This is a genomic window from Kribbella sp. NPDC050459 (genome assembly GCF_040655315.1).
GTDB lineage: Bacteria > Actinomycetota > Actinomycetes > Propionibacteriales > Kribbellaceae > Kribbella.
Map to the genome: position 1 here is coordinate 758,869 of NZ_JBFAJQ010000001.1, position 20,990 is coordinate 779,858.

The window sequence follows — 20,990 nt, forward strand, 5'->3', positions numbered from 1 at the left end:
TGCTGGCAAGCGCTTACCGATGAGACGGGATCTCTGCGACACTGGGTGCCCATGGATGCGGCTCGGGTGATCAACGACAACGGTGCTTGGTGCTGGTTCCAGGACGAGCGGGCGGTGGTGGATCCGGACGCCGGCGTGCTGGTGGCCGGATCGATCGCGGCGCCGGAGGGCCCCGGCGGCGACGGCCGGGCGGGCAACGTCGAGCTGACCGTGGTGGACCTGCGGTCCGGCGCCACCGACGTCGTCGTCCTGCACGAGCGGTTCGAGGCCGACGACCACGACGTACCGGCGTTGTGGCGGCGCCGCGACGGGCGCTGGCTGGCCGTGTACACCAAGCACAAGACCGACGACCTGACCCGGTGGCGGATCAGCGAGCCGGGTGACCCGCGCACGTGGGGCCCGGAGCAGACCTTCGACTGGAGCGAGTTCACCGGCGGCCGCGGCGTCACGTACTCGAACCTGCACGAGCTCGACGGCCGCCTCTACTGCTTCGCGCGAGCCGTCAACGACGACCCGTGTGCGCTGGTGTCCGACGACGAGGGCGACACCTGGGCGTACGCCGGGAAGCTCTTCACCCGCCCCAAGGTCGGCTACGTCAACGGCTACACCCGGTACGTCTCCAGTTCTTCAGAGCCGGCCCGCATCGACCTGATCACGACGGATCACCACCCGCGCGACTACAACAACTCGATCTACCACGGCTACCTGGAAGCCGGCGCGCTGCACCGGGCGGACGGGACCGTCGTGGATCCGCACGCGCTCGACGCCGACGCGCCGTCACAGGTGGAGCTGACCACGCTCCTCGCCGCGGACTCGGTCTGGGACAGCGAGCCGATGACGCACTGCTGGACGGTCGACATCCGCCGTGGCGGCGACGAGGTCGCGGCGATCCTGCTGGCCCGTCACGACACGCCGGAGAAGCCGGAGGAGGCGTTCGCCCGGGAGCACCCGGTACCGGACCACCGCTTCTTCTACGCGCGCCTCACCGAAGGCACCTGGCAGGTCCGCCAGCTGGCGAAGGCCGGCCACGGCCTGCTCGTGCACGAGAACGACTACACAGGCCTGGTCGCGATCGACCCGTACGACCTGGACTCGCTCTACGCCTCGACGCCGATCGACCCGCGCGACGGCAGCGCGCTGAAGCACCACGAGATCTTCCACGGCCGGACCACCGATGCCGGGGCCACCTGGACCTGGACGCCGGTGACCGAGAACTCGACCGGCGACAATCTCCGCCCGATCGTCGCCCCCGGCGACCCCGGCCGTGTCCCCCTGCTCTGGTTCCGCGGCCACATGACCGCGTCGCAGCACTACGACTGCGAGGTCGTCCTGCTCGACCGCCTCAGGTGACGATCGCGTAGTCGCGGATCTTGCGGTAGATGGTCGCCCGCGACATGCCGAGCGCGGTCGCGGCGGCCGCCTTGTCGCCCTGGTGGGCGGCGAGCGCGTCGACGATCGCGTCCCGTTCGAGCGCTTCGATCCGGGTCAGATGCCGGCGCGTCGTCGCGCGGCACTCGGCAGGCAGGCCGTCGAGCTCCACGACACCGGACCGGCGGCGCCGTGCCACCTCGGCGAGGACCGTCCGCAGATGGGTCACGTTGCCCGGCCACGGCAGCCGCATCAACTGGCTGATCGCGGCCGGGGAGAGCGTCACCCCGGCGACCCCGGTGCGCGCGAGCAGGTGCGGTACGAGCGCCTGTACGTCGTCGAGGTGATGCCGCAACGGCGGTACGGCGACCGTCCGCGGGAAGAACCGCAGTAGCTGGGTGTCGAGCTCGTCCTGCGCACCGGACTGACCGGTGGCGACGGTCAGCGCGATCCACGGATCCTCCGCGAGGCTGTCGCGGACGCCCTGCAGGACGTCGACCAGGGCGTGGATGGCGTCGGTGGACAGCAGGTGCGCGTGCCGCAGTACCAGGTCCGAGCCCGACTCGAGTTCGCTCGCGACGGCGGTGACGAGTGCGGGATCGTCCGCGTCGACGATCGCCAGCCGGTGGCCGGACCTGGAGTAGTTGTGCACCGCCCGCAGCAGGGTCAGCTTGCCGGTGCCCGGCTCACCTTCGGCGACGATCCACTCCGCCCGGCTCGCGGACTCCAGGACCTCCTGGGTGGTGCGCCGCCACAGGGCGCTGCTGCCGACCACGCCGGGCAGCGACGGCACCCGGGCCGGACCGCCGGCGTTCCGGAGCCCGGCCCGTTGCTCGCGGACCTGGACGATTCCGCCGGCCAGCCGGTGGCCGAGGAACGTCGGCTGGTAGGCGAGCCGCGCGGTGATCCCGCTCGGCAGGTCGGCGAGGTACGTGCGCGGCCTGGTCCCGCCGCGGGCGTCCCGGGTGCGGTCGATGAGCGCGGCCTGGTCGGTGGAGTCGAAGTGCGCCTGGGCGTGCGCGTTGATCATGAAGACCTCGTCGCCGAGCGCGATGACCGATCCGCCGCTGTGCCGGCAGGCCGCGTAGTAGTCGCTCAGCAGGGCCTGGTCGAGCGCGTTCGCCTCTTCGACGATGCGCTCCTGGATCCGCCGGGCGGCGAGTTTCGCGAACGACAGCAGGACCGCGTTCGAGTTCTGGGCCTGGGTGGTGATGTCGAGGACGCCGAGCTGGCCGCCGGTCACCGGGTGCGTGATCGGTGCGCCGGCGCAGGCGAAACGCCGCAGTACACCGCTGTAATGGTCGGGACCGAGCACCAGGATCGGGCCGCCGACCTCGAGGGCGGTGCCGATCCCGTTGGTGCCGACCTCGGACTCGGCGTAGGTGAAACCGGGGCACAGGTCGACCGAGTCGAGCTTGCGGATCAGCCCCGGATCGCCGCCGCGACGGTCCAGGACGATGCCCTTGGCATCGGTGAGGATGATGCAGACCGGCTCGTTGGTGAGCTCCGAGGCCAGCGCGTCGATGACCGGCCGGGCGGCCCGGGTGAGCGTGGTGTCCACGTCGATCCCCGCGAAGTACGCCGGTGAGGGCTGGTCGGCGTCGACCAGCGACGCCTCGGAGCGCTGCCAGGACAACAGGATCGAGTCGCGGACCGATCGGCTGGACGGCATCTCCCACCTCCTGCATCGACGGGTCAGGCCAGCGAACACCCCTCAAGGTAGTTCCGCAACCGTGTGACCGGTATCTCACATTGAGACAGCAGCGCCTGCGCCCGCCCGCTTTCATTCCAGCCAACAGCCCGACCCCTGGAGGCAGGCACATGAGCAGGCAGAGTCTCACCAAGGCCCACGCGAAGATCACCGAGCTCTCGTGGGAGCCGACCTTCGCGACCCCGGCGACCCGGTTCGGCACCGACTACACGTTCGAGAAGGCGCCGAAGAAGGACCCGCTGAAGCAGATCATGCGGTCGTACTTCCCGATGGAGGAGGAGAAGGACAACCGCGTGTACGGCGCCATGGACGGCGCCATCCGCGGCAACATGTTCCGCCAGGTCCAGCAGCGCTGGCTGGAGTGGCAGAAGCTGTTCCTGAGCATCATCCCGTTCCCGGAGATCTCGGCGGCGCGGGCGATGCCGATGGCGATCGACGCCGTACCGAACCCGGAGATCCACAACGGGCTCGCGGTCCAGATGATCGACGAGGTCCGGCACTCGACGATCCAGATGAACCTCAAGCGGCTCTACATGAACAACTACATCGACCCGGCCGGTTTCGACATGACCGAGAAGGCGTTCGCGAACAACTACGCGGGCACCATCGGCCGGCAGTTCGGCGAGGGATTCATCACCGGTGACGCGATCACCGCCGCGAACATCTACCTGACCGTGGTCGCCGAGACCGCGTTCACCAACACGCTGTTCGTCGCGATGCCCGACGAGGCGGCCGCGAACGGCGACTACCTGCTGCCGACGGTGTTCCACTCGGTGCAGTCCGACGAGTCGCGGCACATCAGCAACGGGTACTCGATCCTGCTGATGGCGCTCGCCGACGAACGCAACCGCCCGCTGCTCGAGCGCGACCTGCGCTACGCGTGGTGGAACAACCACTGTGTCGTGGACGCGGCCATCGGCACGTTCATCGAGTACGGCACGAAGGACCGGCGCAAGGATCGTGAGAGCTATGCGGAGATGTGGCGCCGCTGGATCTACGACGACTACTACCGCAGCTACCTGCTGCCGCTGGAGAAGTACGGCCTCACGATTCCGCACGACCTGGTCGAGGAGGCGTGGAACCGGATCACCAACAAGGGCTACGTGCACGAGGTGGCCCGGTTCTTCGCCACCGGCTGGCCGGTGAACTACTGGCGGATCGACACGATGACGGACACGGACTTCGCGTGGTTCGAGGACAAGTACCCCGGCTGGTACTCGAAGTACGGCAAGTGGTGGGAGAACTACAACCGGCTGGCCTACCCGGGCCGGAACAAGCCGATCGCCTTCGAGGACGTCGGCTACCAGTACCCGCACCGCTGCTGGACCTGCATGGTGCCGGCGCTGATCCGCGAGGACATGGTGGTCGAGAAGGTCGACGACCAGTGGCGGACGTACTGCTCGGAGACCTGCTACTGGACCGACGCGGTCGCGTTCCGCGGCGAGTACGACGGCCGGCCGACGCCGAACATGGGCCGGCTGACCGGGTTCCGCGAGTGGGAGACCCTGCACCACGGCAAGGACCTGGCCGACATCGTCTCCGACCTCGGGTACGTCCGTGACGACGGCAAGACCCTGATCGGGCAGCCGCACCTCGACCTGGACCCGCAGAAGATGTGGACCCTCGACGACGTCCGCGGCAACACCTTCAACAGCCCGAACGTGCTGCTGAACGAGATGTCCGACGCCGACCGCGAGGCGCACGTCGCGGCGTACCGCGCGGGCTGAGGTGGTCCGGGTGGCCGACAAACATCGTATCCAGTTCGAACCGGTCGGCATCGAGATGGAGGTCGACGAGGACGAGAAGATCCTCGACGCCGCATTCCGGCAGGGCATCCACCTGATGCACGGCTGCCGCGAGGGACAGTGCTCGGCGTGCAAGTCGTACCTGCTCGAGGGCGACATCCAGATGGAGCGCTACTCGACGTTCGCCTGCAACGACGCCGAAGTCGCGGAAGGCTACGTGCTGCTCTGCAAGTCACATGCGTTCAGCGACTGCACGATCGAGCTGCTGAACTTCGACGAGGACGAGTTGCTCGGCGGCATTCCGATCCGCACCGTGACGAGTATGGTCACGGCGATCGAGCCGGTCACCCGGGACATCGTGTCGCTGCGGCTGAAGCCCGCCGAGGAGTTCGACTTCAAGCCCGGGCAGTACGTCGACCTCACCATCCCCGGCACCGACGAGCATCGGTCGTTCTCGATGGCAACGACCCCGGCGGGTGAGATCGAGTTCCTGATCAAGAAGTACCCCGGCGGCCGGTTCTCCGGGCTGCTCGACGACGGCCTCGCGGCCGGCGACGAGTTGTCGATGACCGGGCCGTACGGCTCGTCGACGCTGAAGGACGGCCACGTGCTGCCGGTCGTCTGTATCGCCGGCGGTGCCGGGATGGCGCCGATCCTGTCCATCCTGCGGCACCTCGGCGAGACCGGCAGCACCCGGCCGGTCCGGTTCTACTACGGCGCCCGGACGGCGGCCGACCTCTTCTACCTGGACGCGATCCGCGACCTCGGGGCGACGCTGACCGATTTCGAGTTCGTGCCCTGCCTGTCCGAGTCGCCCGAGGGCGAGTACGAGGTCGGCAACGTCACCGACGTCGTCGAGCGCCGGGAGCCGCAGCTGAGCAGGTGCGAGGCGTACCTGTGCGGTCCGCCGCCGATGGTCGACGCCGCGCTCGCCCTGCTCGACAACCACGCCGTCCCGAAGGACCAGGTCTTCTACGACAAGTTCACCAGCCCAGCTACCGATGGAGTCTGAGATGACACAGACCAAGCCCCGCAGTTTCCCCAGGATCGAGTTCACCGACTCCGAGGCCGGCGCGCTGGAGTTCCCCAGCTCGACCAGCCGCAGCTACAACTACTACAAGCCGGCCAAGCTGCGCGCGACGATGTACGAGGACGTCACCGTCGACGTCCAGCCGGACCCCGACCGGCACCTGACGCAGGGCTGGATCTACGGCTTCGGCGACGGCCCCGGCGGCTACCCGAAGGAGTGGACGGCCGCGAAGTCGTCGAACTGGCACGCCTTCCTCGACCCGAACGAGGAGTGGAACCAGACCATCTACCGGAACAACTCCGCGGTCGTCCGGCAAGTCGACCTGTGCCTGCAGAACGCCAAGCGGGCCAGGGCGTACGACAGCTGGAATCCGGCCTGGCTGAAGTTCATCGAGCGCAACCTGGGCGCCTGGATGCACGCCGAGAACGGGCTCGCGCTGCACGTCTTCACCAGCATCCAGCGGTCCGGTCCGACGAACATGATCAACACCGCGGTCGCGGTCAACGCGGCGCACAAGATGCGGTTCGCGCAGGACCTCGCGCTGTTCAACCTCGACCTCGCCGAGGCCGACGTACCGTTCGACGGGTCCGCGCACAAGGAGGTCTGGAAGTCGGCGCCGGAGTGGCAGCCGACCCGCGAGGTGGTCGAGCGGCTGACCGCCGTCGGTGACTGGTGCCAGCTGCTGTTCGCCACCAACATCGTGTTCGAGCAGCTGGTCGGCTCACTGTTCCGGACCGAGCTGGTGATGCAGATCGCCGCCCGCAACGGCGACTACATCACGCCGACCATCGTCGGCACCGGCGAGCACGACTACGACCGCGACCTCGGCTACACCCGCGGCCTGTTCCGGCTGCTGACCCGCGACGCCGAGTACGGCGAGGCCAACAAGGCACTGTTCGGCGAATGGCTCGCGACCTGGGTGCCGCGCTGCCTCGACGCCGCGCACGCGCTGCAGCCGATCTGGTCGCAGCCGGCCGACAAGTCGGTCACGTTCGCGGTCAGCCTGGACGCGGCCAAGCAGAAGTTCCGTTCCCTGCTCGAGGACCTCGGGCTCGACGTTCCGAAGGAGCTGGACCAGTGAGCATGCAGTTCGGATCTGACACCGAGTTCTCCAACAAGTGCGGTGTGACGCTGATGAACACGCCGATCGGCCGGGTCGTGGCCCGGGTGATGGGCACCAAGGACGGCGTCGAGCTGACCGAGTACCCGTCGATGATCCGCGTCGACGGCACCGGCGTCCTGGACTTCGACTACGCCGAGCTGACCGACGCGCTCGGGTCGGAGTTCGACGGGTCGGTGTTCGAGGAGATCAGCTCGACGCACTACGGGCGGATGGTCCACCTCGACGAGCGGACGCTGCTGTTCGCGAGCCCGGAGGACGCCGCGGAGTACATCGGCTTCGACCTCACCGTCCACTAGGAGGGCACGCATGTACGACAAGGACGGCGAGAAGTACTTCGTGGTCGACGCGCACATCGCCCTGTGGGACGGGCGGGCGTCGAACCACAAGAACATCCACGGCAAGCAGTTCATCGACTGCTTCTACGACTACCACAAGAACCTCAGCCCGGAGGAGGTTCTGTGGGACTACGACACCTACACGTACTACGGCGGCCAGCGGCTGATGAAGGACCTGTTCGACGACGGCTACGTCGACCACGCGATCTTCCAGCCGGCGATCCTCGGTGAGTTCTACACGAACGGGTTCGGGCAGACCGAGGAGGCCTTCGGGCTGGCGCAGGAGCATCCGGACAAGCTGACGTACAACCACGCCTACGATCCGCGCAACGGGGAAGCGGGCCTGGAGCAACTCCGCCGGGACGCGGAGCGGATGAACCTGAAGGGCGTCAAGCTCTACACCGCCGAGTGGCACGGCGACTCGCGCGGCTACAAGCTCGACGACCCGTGGTCGCGGCGGTACCTCGAGGAGTGTCTCGAGCTCGGGATCCACAACATCCACATCCACAAGGGCCCCACGATCCGCCCGCTGGACCGGGACGCGTTCGACGTCGCGGACATCGACAAGGTCGCGACCGACTACCTCGACCTGAACTTCGTCGTCGAGCACGTCGGCCTGCCGCGGCTGGAGGACTTCTGCTGGATCGCCACCCAGGAGTCCAACGTGTACGGCGGTCTCGCGGTCGCGATGCCGTTCATCCACACCCGGCCGAAGTACTTCGCCCAGATCATCGGGGAGCTGCTCTACTGGCTTGGCGAGGACAAGATCTTCTTCTCCAGCGACTACGCCCTGTGGACGCCGAAGTGGCTGGTCGAGAAGTTCGTCGACTTCCAGATCCCCGAGGAGCTGACCGAGTATGCGCCGATCACCACGGCGCAGAAGAAGAAGATCCTCGGCCTGAACGCCGCGGCGATGTACGACCTCGACGTACCGGCCGAGTTGCGGCTGCCGACCGAGGCCGGCGACGCCTCCGTCGAGGTGGCCGCGGGCGCGCGGCCATGATCGCGGTCGCCACATCGCTGTCCGACAGGGTTCTGGGGGCCCTGTCGGAGGTGATGGATCCGGAGCTGGACGAGCCGATCACGCAGCTCGGCTTCGTCCGCTCGGTCCGGATCGAGGACGCACGAGTGACCGTGCACCTGCGGTTGCCGACGTCGTTCTGCTCGCCGAACTTCGCTTACCTGATGGCATCCGACGCGGCCGACGCCCTGCGCCGGGTGGACGGTCTGCGCGGTGTCGTGGTGGAGCTGGACGACCACCACGACTCGGACAAGATCAACGCCGGCCTGGCCGCGGACGCCGGGTACGTCGGAACGTTCGGCATCGAGGCCGAGGAAAGCCTCGACGAACTGCGGGAGATCTTCCACCGCAAGGCGCACACCGCGGCGATGGAACGGTGCGCCGAGCAACTCCTGCGGACCACCGACGTGACCGTGGACGATCTCCACCGGGTCACGCTCGCCGACGTCCCCGCAGGGCCGCACAAGGAGGCGTTGCTGCGCCGCCGGGTCGCGGTCGGGCTCGGCGTACGGCCTGCGGATCCGCTGGTGGTGTCCGAGGACGGGCAGTCGCTGGCTCCCGAGGACGTCCCGCTCCGGCTGCGGTTCGCGAAGTCGGTGCGGATCTCGATGGAGGGCAACGCGCACTTCTGTCGTGGACTGTTGGCTACGAGATACGGGAGCACGGCATGAGAGCGGTCCGGGTGGTCGGCTATCACACAGGTCTGCAACTGGACGACGTACCGGAGCCGAAGGTCGAGGGGCCGCTCGACGTGATCGTGCGGATCGGCGGAGCCGGGGTGTGCCGGACCGACCTGCACATCCTCGAAGGACAGTGGGCCGAGAAGTCCGGCGTGGTGCTGCCCTACACGATCGGGCACGAGAACGCCGGCTGGGTGCACGCGACCGGCGACGCGGTCACGAACGTGAGGCCCGGCGACAAGGTGATCCTGCATCCGCTGGTCACCTGCGGGCTGTGCCGTGCGTGCCGGTTCGGCGACGACGTGCACTGCGAGAACAGCCGGTTCCCGGGGATCGACACCGACGGCGGGTACGCCGAGTACCTGAAGACGACCGCCCGCAGTGTGGTGCGGATCGACGACAGTCTCGAACCGGCCGACGTCGCGGCGCTCGCGGACGCGGGGCTGACGGCGTACCACGCGGTGCGCAAGGCCGCGCGGGCGCTGCACCCGGGCGACGTGTGCGTGCTGATCGGCGCCGGCGGGCTCGGGCACATCGGGATCCAGGTGCTGAAGGCGATCTCGGCGGCGACGCTGGTCGTCGTCGACCGCAATCCCGCCGCGGTCGAGCTCGCGGTCTCGATCGGCGCCGACCACGGGATCGTTGCCGACGGCACCCAGGTGCGGCAGGTCCTGGAGCTCACCGGCGGCCGCGGCGCCGAGGCGGTGGTGGACTTCGTCGGCGAGGGCGGGGCGACCGCGGAAGGCGTGGCGATGCTGCGCCGGGCCGGCAACTACTACGTCGTCGGCTACGGCGAGGACCTCGTCGTACCGACGATCGACGTCATCTCGACCGAGATCAACTTCGTCGGGAACCTGGTCGGCTCCTACACCGATCTGCAGGAGCTGATGGTTCTCGCCGCGCAGGGCAAGGTCACCCTGCACACCAGCAAGTACCCGCTCACCGACTTCCAGCAGGCGATCGACGACCTCGACCGCGGACTGGTCCGCGGCCGGGCGATTCTCATCCCATAACCCGAAGGGCGGCCCGACCATGGCCAAGGAACTGCGGTTCGACGAAGAAGCACGACGGCTGCTCGAGGCCGGGGTGAACACCCTGGCCGACGCGGTGAAGGTGACGCTGGGACCGAAGGGACGCAACGCCGTCCTGGAGAAGCTGACCGGGCCGCCGACGATCACCAACGACGGGGTGACGATCGCCCGGGAGATCCAGCTGCGCGAACCGTTCGCGAACATGGGCGCCCAGCTGGTGAAGGAAGTCGCGATGAAGACCAACGGCGTGGTCGGCGACGGGACGACGACCGCGACGGTGCTCGCCCAGGCCATGGTCCGCGAGGGCCTGCGGGCCGTCGACGCCGGCGCCAACCCGATGCGGGTCCGCCGCGGCATCGAGCAGACCGTACCGGTCGTGGTGGCGACGCTGCGGTCCTGGGCGGCCGAGGTCGGCGGCGGGCAGGACCTGCGGCACATCGCGACCATGGCCGCCGGTGACGACGAGTCGATCGGCGAGGTGATCGCGGCGGCGGTCGAGCGGGTCGGGCGCAACGGCGTCGTCACCACGGAGGAGTCCGACGAGCTCGGGATGTCGGTCGAAGTGGTCGACGGGATCGAGTTCGACCACGGCTACACCTCGGCGTACATGGTCACCGACAAGGAGCGGATGGAGGCCGTCCACGAGCGCCCGCTGGTCCTGCTCACCAACCGCAAGATCAGCCAGGTGCAGGACATCATGCCGACGGTCGAGGTGGCCAAGCGCGCGGACCGGCCGCTGGTCGTGCTCGCCGAGGACGTCACCGGGCCGGCGCTGCAGTTCCTGGTCGGCGGGAACATGCACGGCACGATGCAGTCGGTCGTGGTCCGGGCCCCCGGCTTCGGGCACCGGCGGATCGCCGAGCTGGAAGACCTCGCGGTGGCGCTCGGCGGGCACGTGATCGCGCAGGACACCGGGCTCGAGCTCGCCGAGGTGGCGTTGGAGCACCTCGGCACCTGTGACCGGATCACGATCAGCGAGGCCAGTACGACGATCGTCGGCGGGCACGGTGACCCGGCGCTCGTCGAGGCACGGCTGCGGCAGCTCGAGACCCAGTTCGAGCGGGCCCGGATCGACGCCGACCGGGACAGCCTGCAGCTCCGGATGGCGCGGCTGTCCGGGCGGGTGGCCGTGATCCGGGTCGGCGGCGCGACGAGCGTCGAGCTCAAGGAGCGGATGCTGCGGGTCGAGGACTCGCTGGCCGCCACCCGCGCGGCGGTCGAGGAGGGCGTGGTGGCCGGCGGCGGTACGGCGCTCGTCCAGGCGCAGGAGGCGGTGTCGCGCGTCGAGCTCACCGGCGACGACGCGATCGGCCGCGAGGTCGTCCGGCGCGCGCTGCCCGAGCCGCTGCGGTGGATCGCGATCAACGCTGGGTACGACGGCGACGAGGTCGTCGCGAAGGTGGCGAGCCTGCCGCTCGGCCACGGGTTCAACGCGCTGACCGGGCACTACGACGACATGTTCGACGAAGGCGTGATGGACCCGCTGAAGGTGACCCGCGCGGCCCTGGAGAGCGCGGCGTCGATCGCGGCGCTGCTGATCACGACCGAGACCGCGGTGGTCGAGGAGGTCCTCGGCAACCCCGGCGCGATCCTGGCCCCGGGCTTCGGCGACCTGGCCGAGGGCATGGTCCGGCCCTCGAACATCTACTGAGATGAACGGGTCCGAGCCCGCGGCGGCCGCGGTCAGGTCCGGGCGGATCGCCCCGACCCGCCGGCAGCTGGCCGCCGCGGCTCGGACCTTCGGGCTGCTGTCGCCGCCCGTGCGGCTGCATCTGGTGTGGTTCGCGGCGAACGGCGAGTACGACGTGGGCACGCTGGCGGAGCGTGCCGGCGTGAGCGTCGCGACCGCGAGCCAGCATCTCGGCAAGCTCCGGATCGCCGGCCTGATCACGGTCCGCCGGGTGGGGCGGCGGCACATCTACACCGTCGACGATCCGCACGTCGTCGCGCTGGTCGACCAGATCTTCGACCACATCGCCCCGGACGGCGGGTTCGCCTAGATAGTAACGAGCGGTACCATCTAGCCCATGACGGTTCCGGTCCGGCGGTTGTGGGTGGCGGTGCTGTGCGGGTATCTCGCGTTCGGGGCGGCGCTGCAGGCGTTGCCGTCGTACGTGCCGGACAGGTACGGCGGCGGCGCGCTGGCCAGTGGGACCGCGATCGGGATCGCGTTTCTCGCCACGGCGTGCGGGCGGCCGTTCGCGGGCCGGCTGGCTGATGCGGGGTGGTCGCGGCCGGTCGTGCTTGCCGGGGGAGTGCTCGCGGCGATTGGTGGCCTGGGGCAACTGTGGGCGCCCGGGCTGGGGGTCCTGCTGGTCGCGCGGCTGGTGATGGGGGCGGGGGAGGCGGCGCTGTTCTCGGCCGCGTTGCCATGGGTGTTGTCCGGTGTGCGACCGGCGCAGCGCGGCCGGTTGGCAGGTTGGTTCGGGTTGTCGATGTGGGGCGGCCTGGCCGCCGGTCCGCTCGTCGGATCTGCAGCGGGTGGTGCGGTCTGGTGGGTGGTTGTGGCGTTGTCGCTCGTGGCCGTGGGGCTTGTGCTGACAACTCGCCGGGACCCAGGGCTGCGCGAGCCGTTGGTGCGGCTCCGGGGTTTGGTGCCGCCCGGAGTTCCGTTGCCGGGGGTGACGATCGGGCTGGCCGCCTACTGCTACGGGACGGTGGCTGCGCTGCTCGTGCTGCGGTTGCGAGCCGATCACATCGAAGTCGACGGCGTCGCGCTGGCGGTGTTCGCGGCGGCGTTCCTGGTCGTCCGGTTCGCCGGCAGTCCGCTCGTCGACCGGTACGGCGGGCGCGTCGTGGCCGTCTCGACGATCTCGGTGGAAGTCGTGGCGCTGGCCGGGATCGCGTCGGCGAGCGGACCTGTCGGCGCGCTGGTGTTCATCGCGGCGGCCGGGGTCGGGTTGGCGTTGATCTATCCGGCCTGTGTGTCGATGACGTTGGATCGTGTGCGTGGACTGCGGCCCGGCGTGTCGATGGGGGTGATGACGTCGTTCTGGGATCTCGGGGTGATGGTCGCGGGTCCGCTCGGCGGGCTCGTCGGCGAGCGGGCCGGGTTCCGCGCGGCCTTCCTGGTGGCCGCCGGTGCGGGACTCGCGTGCGTCGCCGTACTGCTCAGGATGCCGCGTCCAGCAGGGTCTCGACGATGACGCGCGCCTCGGTGCCCAGCCCGGGGTCCTGGTCGACCGCGCTGATCAGCGTCGCACCTTCCAGGACGACGACCAGCTGCCGCGCGGTCACCTCGGGGTTGCGCGCGCCGGTCAGCAGACGTTCGAACAGCTGCCGGTAGAACCTGAGATGGTCCTGCGCGAGCCGTCGCGGCGCCCCGTCCTGCCCGCGATCCTCCGTCGCCGCGTTCATCATCGCGCACCCGCGGAACCCGGGTTCGGCGTACCAGGTCGCGATCAGCTCGAAGACCGCCAGGATCTTGTCACGACCGGCCGGCGCCGCGTCGACCGCCGCGTTGTGCCAGGCGCGGACCCGCTGCGTACGGTCGGTGAGGACGGCCTCGACCAGCCCTTCCTTGGAGCCGAAGTTCTTGTAGATCGTCAGCTTGGACGCGCCGGCCGCCTCGACGATCTCGTTCATCCCGGCCGCGTGGATCCCGCGCCGGCCGAACACCTCCGCGGCCGCCTTCAGGATCCGCGCGCGGGTCGCCTCGGGATCAAGCCGTTCCCCAGCCTTCACCGGCATCGTGCCACCACCTCCACCGCCACCCTACCGAGCTGGACCAAGATAAGAACGATCGGTACTATCGTTCGTCATGTGGGAACAAGTAGCTGAGGCGTTCGCGCGGAACTTCACCGAGCGCGGCGAGGTGGGTGCGGCGTTCGCGGCGTACCACCGGGGCGAACTGGTGGTGGACCTCTGGGGCGGGACGGCTGATCCCGGCACGGGCAGGGCCTGGGATCGCGACACGATCCACTTGATGTTCTCCGGGACCAAGGGGCTCACGACCGCGTGCGTTCTCCTCCTGGTGCAGGGCGGACAGCTCCGGCTGGACGATCCGCTCAGCCGCTACTGGCCCGAATTCGGTGCCCAGGGCAAGGAGTCGATCACGATCGCCGACGTGCTGTCCCACCAGGCGCGGCTGCCGTGGGTGGACGCCGGGTACGCCGATCTGCTCGACCACGACGCGATGGCGGCCTATCTGGCCGCTCAGGCCCCGGCGGCGGACGCTCGGGCCGGATTCGTCTATCACCCGGTCACCTGGGGCTGGTTGCTGGACGAGCTGGTGCGCCGGGTGGACGGGCGGACCGTCGGCCGGTTCTTCGCGGACGAGTTCGCGCGGCCGCTCGGCCTCGAGGTGTGGATCGGGCTGCCCGAGGACCTGCACCGGCGCGCCGCGACGATGGTGGCGCCGGACGGCGTCCTCGTCGACGGGCCGTGGACCGAGCTGAACCGGCCGAATCCGCTGTGGATCCCGGGCTCGGAGAAGATCTGGAACAGCGCCGAGTACCGCTCCGCGGGACTGGCCGCGGTCGGCGGCTACGCGACGGCTCGCGGGATGGCCCGGTTCTACGCGTCGCTGATCGGCGACCTCGACGGCTCCCGCGTCCTGACCCAGGAGACCGTCGAGCTGGGGCGCCGCGAGCTCCGGCGCGGCCTCGAACCCAATTGGGGCAGCCCGATGAGGTACGGCGCCGGCTTCGAGCTGCAGACCGGCGACGGCCGGATGGGCGACGCGCCCGACGCGTTCGGTCACGCGGGAGCCGGCGGCTCGCGGCACGGCGCCTGGCCGCACCGCGAGATCGCCTTCTCCTACCTGATGAACGAGGTCCGCGTCGGCCCGGACGACCGCCCGCTCACCCTTCTCGAATCACTCAGCCGAGGTAGTCGCGCCACGGGCCGCTGATGGCCAGGGTGATGCCCGGGGTCTGGATGTTGACGAAGAGCACCTTGCCGTCGGCGGAGAAGGTCGGGCCGGTGAACTCGGAGTCGTTCAGCATGTTCCGGGCGATGGCGTACGTCGGGCCGCCCGGCGTCGCACTCAGCACGTGGCTGCTGGCGTTGCCGTCCTCGGCGAGCACCAGCGAGCCCCACGGCGTGACGGTGACGTTGTCCGGGCTGTCGAAGTTGTAGTCGTCGTACTTCGCCTCGGCGCCCTTGTCGGCGGCGGCGTTGTCCGGGAAGTACGTGACCAGCTGGATGGTCTCGGCGTCGTAGTTGTAGAACCAGACCATGCCGTCGTGCGGGACCGCGTCGGCGGGCAGGTCGGCGGTGCCGGACTCGGCGTAGGAGTTCACGACGTACACGCCCTGCTTGGTGCCGTAAACCCCCTCGAACTTCTTGCCGCGGGTGATCTGACCGTCGGTGAACTGCTTGCGCACCGAGGTTGTGGCGCCGTCACGGTCCGGCACCGGCACCCAGGCGACCCGGAACGGGCGGAGCAGCTGCGCGGAGGTCAGGTACGCGACGTCCGGGATCGGCTTGCCGTCGTCACCGAGGATGGCGAGCGCCTCCAGGGTGCCGAAGTCCTTGTTCTGCAGGTCCTTCCAGCTGTTCGGGCCGAGCTTGTAGCCGCGCGGCGCGGACCAGCGGTAGAAGGTGCCGTTCGGGCCGGAGGCGTCCTCGGACAGGTAGATGTGGGTCCGGTCCTCGTCGATCGCGAGCGCCTCGTGGGCGTACCGGCCGAGCGCCTTCAGCGGCACCGGGTGCGCGGTCTTGCCGTCGCCCCAGACCTCGAAGACGTACCCGTGGTCCTTCAGCCGGGTGGTGCCGTTGGCCTTGTTCTCGGTCTCCTCGCACGTCATCCAGGTGCCCCACGGCGTCGGGCCGCCGGCGCAGTTGGTCAGGGTGCCGGAGATGCCGACCCACTCACCGAGGTTCGTGCCGTCCCTGCCCACGGTGATGACGGTGCAGCCGCCGGCGGCGCCGACGCCGGCGTCGTACACGGTGCCCTCGATCGGCGGGACACCGAGCGGACCGTTCGAGCTGATCTCGTGGTTCTGGATCAGCTGGTACTTGTTCCCGGTGCTGAAGACCGCGGTGCCGTCGTGGTGGTCCGGTGTCGGCTGGCCGGTGGTCAGCTTCGTCTGGCCGGCATAGGTGACGATCGTGTACTTGAACCCGGGCGGCAGCGCCAGGATGCCCTTCGGGTCGTCCAGCAGCGGCGGGAACGGCTTGTGCTGGGGGAACGGCGAACGGTCGCCCTGCGAAGCCGGCGCGGCCTCCGCGAGCGTCGGCACGGCCCCGACGGTGGTGAACCCGACCCCGGCGGCACCGGCGGCGGCGCCCCGGAGGACGGAACGACGATCGACTGACATGGGTTTGACTCCTTGGAAAGGCGGTTCCCGAGCAGTCGAGATCCTTCACGCCGTGGACTGACACCTGGCAAACAGAACTTGAACAAACGATCTGCAACGAATCGCGCCGGCCGGACGTCTACTGTGGGAGGTGATGGCGATGCGCAGCGTGACGAGGGTGGCGGGCAGGACGGCGGGCATGGTCGCCGTGGCCGTGCTTCTGGTTGCATGTGGCAATGAAGCCCCGACAGGAGGACAACCGTCGATGACGCCGAGCAGCAGTAGCAGCAGTTCCGGACCCGCGAGCCCGGGTGGCGGGGTAGCCGACCAGGCGAAGGCCGACCTCGTGAAGCGGCTCGGTGTCGACGCCGCCGCTGTCACCGTGGTCAGCTCCGAGGACGTGACCTGGCCGGACGGCAGCCTCGGCTGCCCGGAGCCGGGGATGCACTACACCCAGGCCTTGGTGCCCGGAAACCGGACCGTGCTGGAGGCGGGCGGGAAGCAGTACCACTACCACTCGGGCGGCCACCGGGCGCCGTTCCTTTGTGAGCAGCCGCAGCCGCCGGCTCGTTGAAAACTTTCCTGGTTGAGCGGTGTATCAACCCGCACCGAGGGTGACTCCGCAGAAGTGGGGGCAAGCCCTCGGGCCGTCGCAGGGGGGAGGACGGGACGAGGGTGCAGAGGGGGATGCTGACGCGGTGCGGTGGTTCGGTGGTCAGGCCGGAGGTCCGCACCGCGTCGGCGTGTGAACGGGCTGCCGGTCAGGGCGTGCCGAGCGACGCGAGCGCGTCCCCGGCGTGCAGAACGGGCCCGACGCCCGGCTCGGGCTGGGTCAGCGCGAACGCCAGCAGCGCGTCGGACGCCTGCTTCGCGCTCTCACCGGTGACCGACATCCGGCCGGCGATCAGGCCGGCCACCAGGGGCGTCGCGAACGACGTACCGCTCCAGCGGGCCATGCCCTGGAACGAGCGCAGCTGGCCGGTGTTCGGCGGTTCGGTGCACTCGTAGTCGCCGGTGAGGAACGCATTCACCAGGTGCTCGCCCGGTGCGTAGACGTCGACCCAGCCGCCGAAGTTGCTGAACGACGCCCGGTCCCGCCCGTTCTCGGCGAGCGCGCCGACGCCGACGACCTCCGGGAACGCGGCCGGCCAGAAGTAGTCCCTGGACGACTCGTTGCCCGCCGCGGCGACCAGCGTGAGGCCGTTGACGCGGTCCAGCCGGGTCCGGACGAACACGTCCAGGCCGAGCGCCGGCAGGTCGAACCGGGTCCGGGTCCCGGCCGACAGGCTGATGATGTCCGGCGCCAGGTCGAGCACCTCGTCCAGCGCCTGCGCGAGATCGAACTCCCACATCGCGCCCGCGCTGGTGAAGTAGCTCTTCACCACGACCTCGACGTTCCGCGCGATCGCCCGCAGGACGCCGGCGATGAAGGTCCCGTGCCCGGCGTACGGCCGGATCCGCCCGGAGCCGTCGAACGCGTTCTCCGGATCGCCGGTCACCCCGGCCAGCCAGTACGCCGCCGGCGCGTCGGACCAGCCGACGTCGAGGACGACGACCTTGACGCCGCGACCGTCCGCGGCGCCTGCGGTCAGGAACGGGGTCGGCAGCACCGGGTCCGGCGGGATCCCGGGCGGCACCTCCTCCGGCTCGGTCGCCGGGCACGGGCTGACGCTCGGCGTCACGTAGAACAGGTGCTCCGGTGTCACCACGCCGCGGCCGAGCCGCAGGTCGGCGTACTTCAGGAACCGCTGCGTCGGCGACCGGTCCTCGGGCGCGTCCGGCGGCACCTCCTCCGGGAGCAGCAGCCGCGTGACACCGCCGATCCCGCCCTCGTCGGGCCGGCCGCCCCGGAACAGTTCGACCACCCGCTGAACGTCCTCGTCGCGGACCAGGACCACCCCGGTCCGGTAGAGGTAGTCGGCCCCCTCCGGCCGTTTCTCCCAGTCCTCGGGATGGACCGCGACCTCGCGCCCGAACGCCTCCAGAATCAGCTCGATCTGAGAGATGTATTTTCTCTCACTCGTTTGATCCGCCATTTCGTTCCTTCCCCCAGATGCATGAATGGTCGATATGATTACAGAGTGCCATCGGCAGGGGGGAGTGCTGAGGCAGCAGAAAATCTGCTGCCGCTCGCGTTGTCGCGCCCGCACGACGCGATCGCGTCCGCGCGGACCCTGCTGGCCGGCGGTCCGCCGCAGGTCGAGGCGTCGATCGCGCATCAGGCCTGGGGCATCGGCCTGAGGCAGCTCGGCGACGTGCCGCGGGCGGTCCGGGAGTTGCGTACCGCGCTGCGGCTGGCCGAGCAGTCCGGGCGGTCGGAGCGGGAGGCGGATGTCCTTGCCACGCTGGGCGCGACGCTCGGCCGGGCCGGGCGCAGCCGGGAGGGACTGGCGCGGCTCGATCGCGCGGTCGACCTCAGTCGCGGCGCCCTGACCGGCCGGGTGCTGCTACGGCGCGCCGACGTACTGCTGGTGCTCGGGCGGCACCGCGAGGCGCTCGAGGATCTGCGCTCGGCGATCACGCGGCTGCGGCGGTCGGGCGACCAGGTCTGGGAGGCGCGGTCGCGCAACTATCGCGGATTCATCCAACTCGCCCTCGGCGGGACCAAGCGGGCGGACGCGGATTTCGCGGTCGCGGAGAAGCTGTACGCCGCGACGGGACAGGAGTTCGAGTACGCCGAAGCCCGGCAGAACCGGGGACTGGTCGCGTATTCGCGAGGCGACCTGCCGGCCGCGCTGCGGTATCTGGACGAAGCGGGCCGGCGCTTCGCGGCGGTCGGTGTCGTCTGGCCGGACCTCGCGATCGATCGCTGCGGCGTGCTGCTGGCCGCTGGTCTCAGCGCGGAGGCGCTGGCCGAGATGGACCAGGCGATCGCGGCCGAGGGCGGTACGGCGACCAAACGCGGCGAGCTGTGGTTCGCGGCGGCGACCGCGGCGCTGGCGGCCGGCGATCCGGCGGCGGCGCGGGAGCGGGCGGACCAGGCCCGGCGGTTGTTCTCGGCGCAGCGGCGGGAGTGGTGGTCGGTGCGTTCGTCGATGGTGCTGCTCGAGGCGCGGTACCAGTCGGGCGAGCGCGGCGAGCCGCTCCTGCGCCGGGTGAGTGCGGTGGCGGCCCGGCTGGACGCGTTGGGCGCGTCCGAGGCGTCGGCCGCGCATCTGCTCGCGGGCCGGTTGGCGTTGGCCGCGGGCCGTGCGCGGGCGGCGGATCGGCAACTGGAGCTGGCCGGACGGCACAGCAAGGACGCGCCGCCGATCGCCCGGAGCGCTGCCTGGTTGGGGAAGGCGTTGCGCGCCGAGGCCCGGGGTGAGGTGCGCGGCATGTTGTCGGCGTGTGCCCGTGGTCTGGACGCGTTGGACGAGCACCGGCTGGCGATGGGTGCGACCGAGCTGCGGGCGTTGGCGACCGGTCAGGGTGCGGAGCTGGCGGAGTTGGCGCTGCGGGACGCGCTGCGGCGCGACGATCCGCGGCGGTTGCTCAGCTGGGGTGAGCGGTGGCGCGCGACGGCGCTCGGCGTACCGCCCGTGCGGCCGCCCGACGACGAGCAGCTGGTCGGTGAGCTGGCCGCGTTGCGCGACGTCGTACGGCGGTTGGAGGCGGCACCGGATCCCGCGCTGGACAAGGAACGCCGGCGCCTGGAGAAGGCGGTTCGCGATCGGACGTTGCGGGCCGCGGGTGGCAACGGGGCCGGCGCTTGGCGGTTCGACGTCGACGAGTTGGTGGCGGCGTTGGGCGAGACCGTGCTGGTGGAGCTGGTCGAGGTGGACGGCGTACTGCACGCGGTGGTGGTGCGGAACGGGCGAATCACCAGACACGAGGTCGGTCCGCTCGCGGCGGCTGCGCTCGAGGTCGAGCGGTCCCGATTCCGTCTGCGGCGGCTGGCCCACGGCCGCTCCCGCCCCGGCAGCACCCAGGGCCCGGCGCGGCATGCGGGGCCATCGCTCGAGGTGTTGGGGGCTCGGCTCGGGGACGCGATTCTCGGCCCGGCACAGGAGTTGCTGGGGGATCGGGACGTGGTGATGGTTCCGCCCGGTCGATTGCACGCGTTGCCCTGGGGACTGGTGCCGGGGCTGGCCGATCGGGCCGTGAACGTGGTGCCGTCGGCGGCGACCTGGTTGCGCGCGCAGAGGTTGCGCCCGCCGTCGGACCGCCGGGTCGTGCTGGTCCTCGGTCCCGGGCTGTCCTCGGGTCGTGCCGAGGTGCTGCGGCTGGCCAAGGAGTATCCGGACGCGACCGTGCTGGCCGACGGCGACGCGACCGCGGAGAACGTGCTGCGCGAGCTCGACGGCGCGTGGATCGCGCACATCGCGGCGCACGGCACGTTCCGCTCGGACAGTCCGCTGTTCTCGTCGCTGCGGCTCGACGACGGGCCGCTGACGGTGTACGACTTCGAGCGGCTGCGCCGGGCGCCGTACCGGATGGTGCTGTCGAGCTGCGACTCCGGCCTCGCGAAGCCGGTGGGCGCGGACGAGCTGCTCGGGTTGAGCAGCAGCCTGATCCCGCTGGGCGCGGCCGGCATTCTCGCGAGCGTCGTACCGGTGAACGACCCGGCGACCGCTCCGCTGATGCTCGCGCTGCACGACAACCTGCGGGCGGGCCAACCGCTGGCTGCCGCGTACGCCGCGGCGCGTCACGGGACAGGAGGTGACCCGGTCGCCGACGCCGCCGGCCGGTCGTTCGTCGCGCTCGGCGCATGATGTATCAGCA

General features: G+C 70.2%; 18 protein-coding genes. 14 read left to right on the forward strand and 4 right to left on the reverse strand.

Annotation, left to right across the window (positions count from 1 at the left end; all coding sequences use genetic code 11):
• Positions 1 to 51 precede the first annotated feature (51 nt).
• Positions 52 to 1,350 carry a BNR-4 repeat-containing protein gene (locus AB0I12_RS03565; RefSeq protein ID WP_359923971.1) on the forward strand — a complete coding sequence of 433 codons (1,299 nt, stop codon included), beginning with the start codon at positions 52 to 54 and terminating at the stop codon, positions 1,348 to 1,350.
• Here the strand turns inward: AB0I12_RS03565 and AB0I12_RS03570 are convergent.
• Positions 1,343 to 3,040 carry a helix-turn-helix domain-containing protein gene (locus AB0I12_RS03570; RefSeq protein WP_359923974.1) on the reverse strand — a complete coding sequence of 566 codons (1,698 nt, stop codon included), beginning with the start codon at positions 3,038 to 3,040 and terminating at the stop codon, positions 1,343 to 1,345. The two genes, AB0I12_RS03565 and AB0I12_RS03570, sit on opposite strands and share 8 nt — an antisense overlap.
• A 149-nt stretch (positions 3,041 to 3,189) precedes the next feature.
• Here AB0I12_RS03570 and AB0I12_RS03575 point away from each other — a divergent pair, with 149 nt between their 5' ends.
• From AB0I12_RS03575 to AB0I12_RS03620, 10 genes are read left to right on the forward strand one after another with little or no spacing between them, the layout of a single operon-like run.
• A complete protein-coding gene (locus AB0I12_RS03575) occupies positions 3,190 to 4,806 on the forward strand; it encodes a hypothetical protein (RefSeq protein ID WP_359923976.1) in 1,617 nt (538 codons plus the stop codon).
• 10 nt (positions 4,807 to 4,816) lie between these two features.
• The gene (locus AB0I12_RS03580) at positions 4,817 to 5,836 is read left to right on the forward strand and encodes a 2Fe-2S iron-sulfur cluster-binding protein (RefSeq protein WP_359923979.1); all 1,020 of its coding nucleotides are present in this window, start codon (positions 4,817 to 4,819) and stop codon (positions 5,834 to 5,836) included.
• A gap of 1 nt (position 5,837) precedes the next feature.
• A complete protein-coding gene (locus AB0I12_RS03585; protein ID WP_359923982.1) occupies positions 5,838 to 6,935 on the forward strand; it encodes an aromatic/alkene monooxygenase hydroxylase subunit beta in 1,098 nt (365 codons plus the stop codon).
• Positions 6,936 to 6,937: 2 nt separating this feature from the next.
• Positions 6,938 to 7,273, forward strand: a complete 336-nt coding sequence (gene mimD / locus AB0I12_RS03590) for a propane 2-monooxygenase effector subunit MimD (protein WP_359923985.1) — start codon at positions 6,938 to 6,940, stop codon at positions 7,271 to 7,273.
• Positions 7,274 to 7,283: 10 nt separating this feature from the next.
• Positions 7,284 to 8,315 (forward strand): amidohydrolase family protein, encoded by a 1,032-nt coding sequence (locus tag AB0I12_RS03595; protein ID WP_359923988.1) that lies wholly within the window; start codon positions 7,284 to 7,286, stop codon positions 8,313 to 8,315.
• Complete coding sequence (locus AB0I12_RS03600; protein WP_359923991.1) at positions 8,312 to 9,004, forward strand: iron-sulfur cluster assembly protein; 693 nt, start codon at positions 8,312 to 8,314, stop codon at positions 9,002 to 9,004. The genes AB0I12_RS03595 and AB0I12_RS03600 overlap by 4 nt, the downstream gene beginning before the upstream one ends.
• A complete protein-coding gene (locus AB0I12_RS03605) occupies positions 9,001 to 10,026 on the forward strand; it encodes an NAD(P)-dependent alcohol dehydrogenase (RefSeq protein ID WP_359923993.1) in 1,026 nt (341 codons plus the stop codon). Before AB0I12_RS03600 ends, AB0I12_RS03605 begins: the two co-directional genes overlap by 4 nt.
• 19 nt (positions 10,027 to 10,045) lie before the next feature.
• Positions 10,046 to 11,695, forward strand: coding sequence for a chaperonin GroEL (gene groL / locus AB0I12_RS03610; RefSeq protein ID WP_359923995.1), 1,650 nt, complete (start codon positions 10,046 to 10,048; stop codon positions 11,693 to 11,695).
• 1 nt (position 11,696) lies between these two features.
• A complete protein-coding gene (locus AB0I12_RS03615; protein WP_359923997.1) occupies positions 11,697 to 12,044 on the forward strand; it encodes a metalloregulator ArsR/SmtB family transcription factor in 348 nt (115 codons plus the stop codon).
• Positions 12,045 to 12,071: 27 nt separating this feature from the next.
• On the forward strand, positions 12,072 to 13,190 hold the full coding sequence (locus AB0I12_RS03620) for an MFS transporter (RefSeq protein ID WP_359923999.1): 1,119 nt from the start codon (positions 12,072 to 12,074) through the stop codon (positions 13,188 to 13,190).
• Here AB0I12_RS03620 and AB0I12_RS03625 read toward each other — a convergent pair.
• Complete coding sequence (locus tag AB0I12_RS03625) at positions 13,156 to 13,734, reverse strand: TetR/AcrR family transcriptional regulator (protein WP_359924000.1); 579 nt, start codon at positions 13,732 to 13,734, stop codon at positions 13,156 to 13,158. The genes AB0I12_RS03620 and AB0I12_RS03625 overlap by 35 nt on opposite strands.
• Positions 13,735 to 13,804: 70 nt before the next feature.
• On the opposite strand from AB0I12_RS03625, the gene AB0I12_RS03630 reads away from it, so the two are divergent.
• A complete protein-coding gene (locus AB0I12_RS03630) occupies positions 13,805 to 14,896 on the forward strand; it encodes a serine hydrolase domain-containing protein (RefSeq protein ID WP_359924002.1) in 1,092 nt (363 codons plus the stop codon).
• On the opposite strand, the gene AB0I12_RS03635 is transcribed toward AB0I12_RS03630, so the two are convergent.
• Positions 14,865 to 16,307, reverse strand: a complete 1,443-nt coding sequence (locus tag AB0I12_RS03635; protein ID WP_359924004.1) for an alkaline phosphatase PhoX — start codon at positions 16,305 to 16,307, stop codon at positions 14,865 to 14,867. The two genes, AB0I12_RS03630 and AB0I12_RS03635, sit on opposite strands and share 32 nt — an antisense overlap.
• A gap of 244 nt (positions 16,308 to 16,551) precedes the next feature.
• Between AB0I12_RS03635 and AB0I12_RS03640 the strand changes: the two genes are divergently transcribed.
• Positions 16,552 to 16,860, forward strand: coding sequence for a hypothetical protein (locus AB0I12_RS03640; RefSeq protein WP_359924007.1), 309 nt, complete (start codon positions 16,552 to 16,554; stop codon positions 16,858 to 16,860).
• Positions 16,861 to 17,047: 187 nt separating this feature from the next.
• Here AB0I12_RS03640 and AB0I12_RS03645 read toward each other — a convergent pair whose 3' ends face one another.
• Entirely contained in the window at positions 17,048 to 18,322 is a 1,275-nt protein-coding gene (locus tag AB0I12_RS03645; protein WP_359924010.1) for a S8 family serine peptidase, read from the reverse strand.
• A 45-nt stretch (positions 18,323 to 18,367) separates the two neighbouring features.
• On the opposite strand from AB0I12_RS03645, the gene AB0I12_RS03650 reads away from it, so the two are divergent.
• Complete coding sequence (locus AB0I12_RS03650) at positions 18,368 to 20,980, forward strand: CHAT domain-containing protein (RefSeq protein ID WP_359924013.1); 2,613 nt, start codon at positions 18,368 to 18,370, stop codon at positions 20,978 to 20,980.
• Positions 20,981 to 20,990 lie beyond the last annotated feature (10 nt).

Excerpts from the sequence above, each read along its gene's own strand:
- AB0I12_RS03645 (WP_359924010.1), bottom strand. The coding sequence starts at position 18,322 with ATGGCGGATCAAACGAGTGAGAGAAAATACATCTCTCAGATCGAGCTG.
- AB0I12_RS03565 (WP_359923971.1), top strand. The coding sequence starts at position 52 with ATGGATGCGGCTCGGGTGATCAACGACAACGGTGCTTGGTGCTGGTTC.
- AB0I12_RS03595 (WP_359923988.1), top strand. The coding sequence starts at position 7,284 with ATGTACGACAAGGACGGCGAGAAGTACTTCGTGGTCGACGCGCACATC.
- AB0I12_RS03575 (WP_359923976.1), top strand. The coding sequence starts at position 3,190 with ATGAGCAGGCAGAGTCTCACCAAGGCCCACGCGAAGATCACCGAGCTC.
- AB0I12_RS03585 (WP_359923982.1), top strand. The coding sequence starts at position 5,838 with ATGACACAGACCAAGCCCCGCAGTTTCCCCAGGATCGAGTTCACCGAC.
- AB0I12_RS03570 (WP_359923974.1), bottom strand. The coding sequence starts at position 3,040 with ATGCCGTCCAGCCGATCGGTCCGCGACTCGATCCTGTTGTCCTGGCAG.
- AB0I12_RS03640 (WP_359924007.1), top strand. The coding sequence starts at position 16,552 with ATGACGCCGAGCAGCAGTAGCAGCAGTTCCGGACCCGCGAGCCCGGGT.
- AB0I12_RS03635 (WP_359924004.1), bottom strand. The coding sequence starts at position 16,307 with ATGTCAGTCGATCGTCGTTCCGTCCTCCGGGGCGCCGCCGCCGGTGCC.
- AB0I12_RS03625 (WP_359924000.1), bottom strand. The coding sequence starts at position 13,734 with ATGCCGGTGAAGGCTGGGGAACGGCTTGATCCCGAGGCGACCCGCGCG.
- AB0I12_RS03630 (WP_359924002.1), top strand. The coding sequence starts at position 13,805 with ATGTGGGAACAAGTAGCTGAGGCGTTCGCGCGGAACTTCACCGAGCGC.
- AB0I12_RS03615 (WP_359923997.1), top strand. The coding sequence starts at position 11,697 with ATGAACGGGTCCGAGCCCGCGGCGGCCGCGGTCAGGTCCGGGCGGATC.
- AB0I12_RS03605 (WP_359923993.1), top strand. The coding sequence starts at position 9,001 with ATGAGAGCGGTCCGGGTGGTCGGCTATCACACAGGTCTGCAACTGGAC.
- AB0I12_RS03620 (WP_359923999.1), top strand. The coding sequence starts at position 12,072 with ATGACGGTTCCGGTCCGGCGGTTGTGGGTGGCGGTGCTGTGCGGGTAT.
- groL (WP_359923995.1), top strand. The coding sequence starts at position 10,046 with ATGGCCAAGGAACTGCGGTTCGACGAAGAAGCACGACGGCTGCTCGAG.
- mimD (WP_359923985.1), top strand. The coding sequence starts at position 6,938 with ATGCAGTTCGGATCTGACACCGAGTTCTCCAACAAGTGCGGTGTGACG.
- AB0I12_RS03600 (WP_359923991.1), top strand. The coding sequence starts at position 8,312 with ATGATCGCGGTCGCCACATCGCTGTCCGACAGGGTTCTGGGGGCCCTG.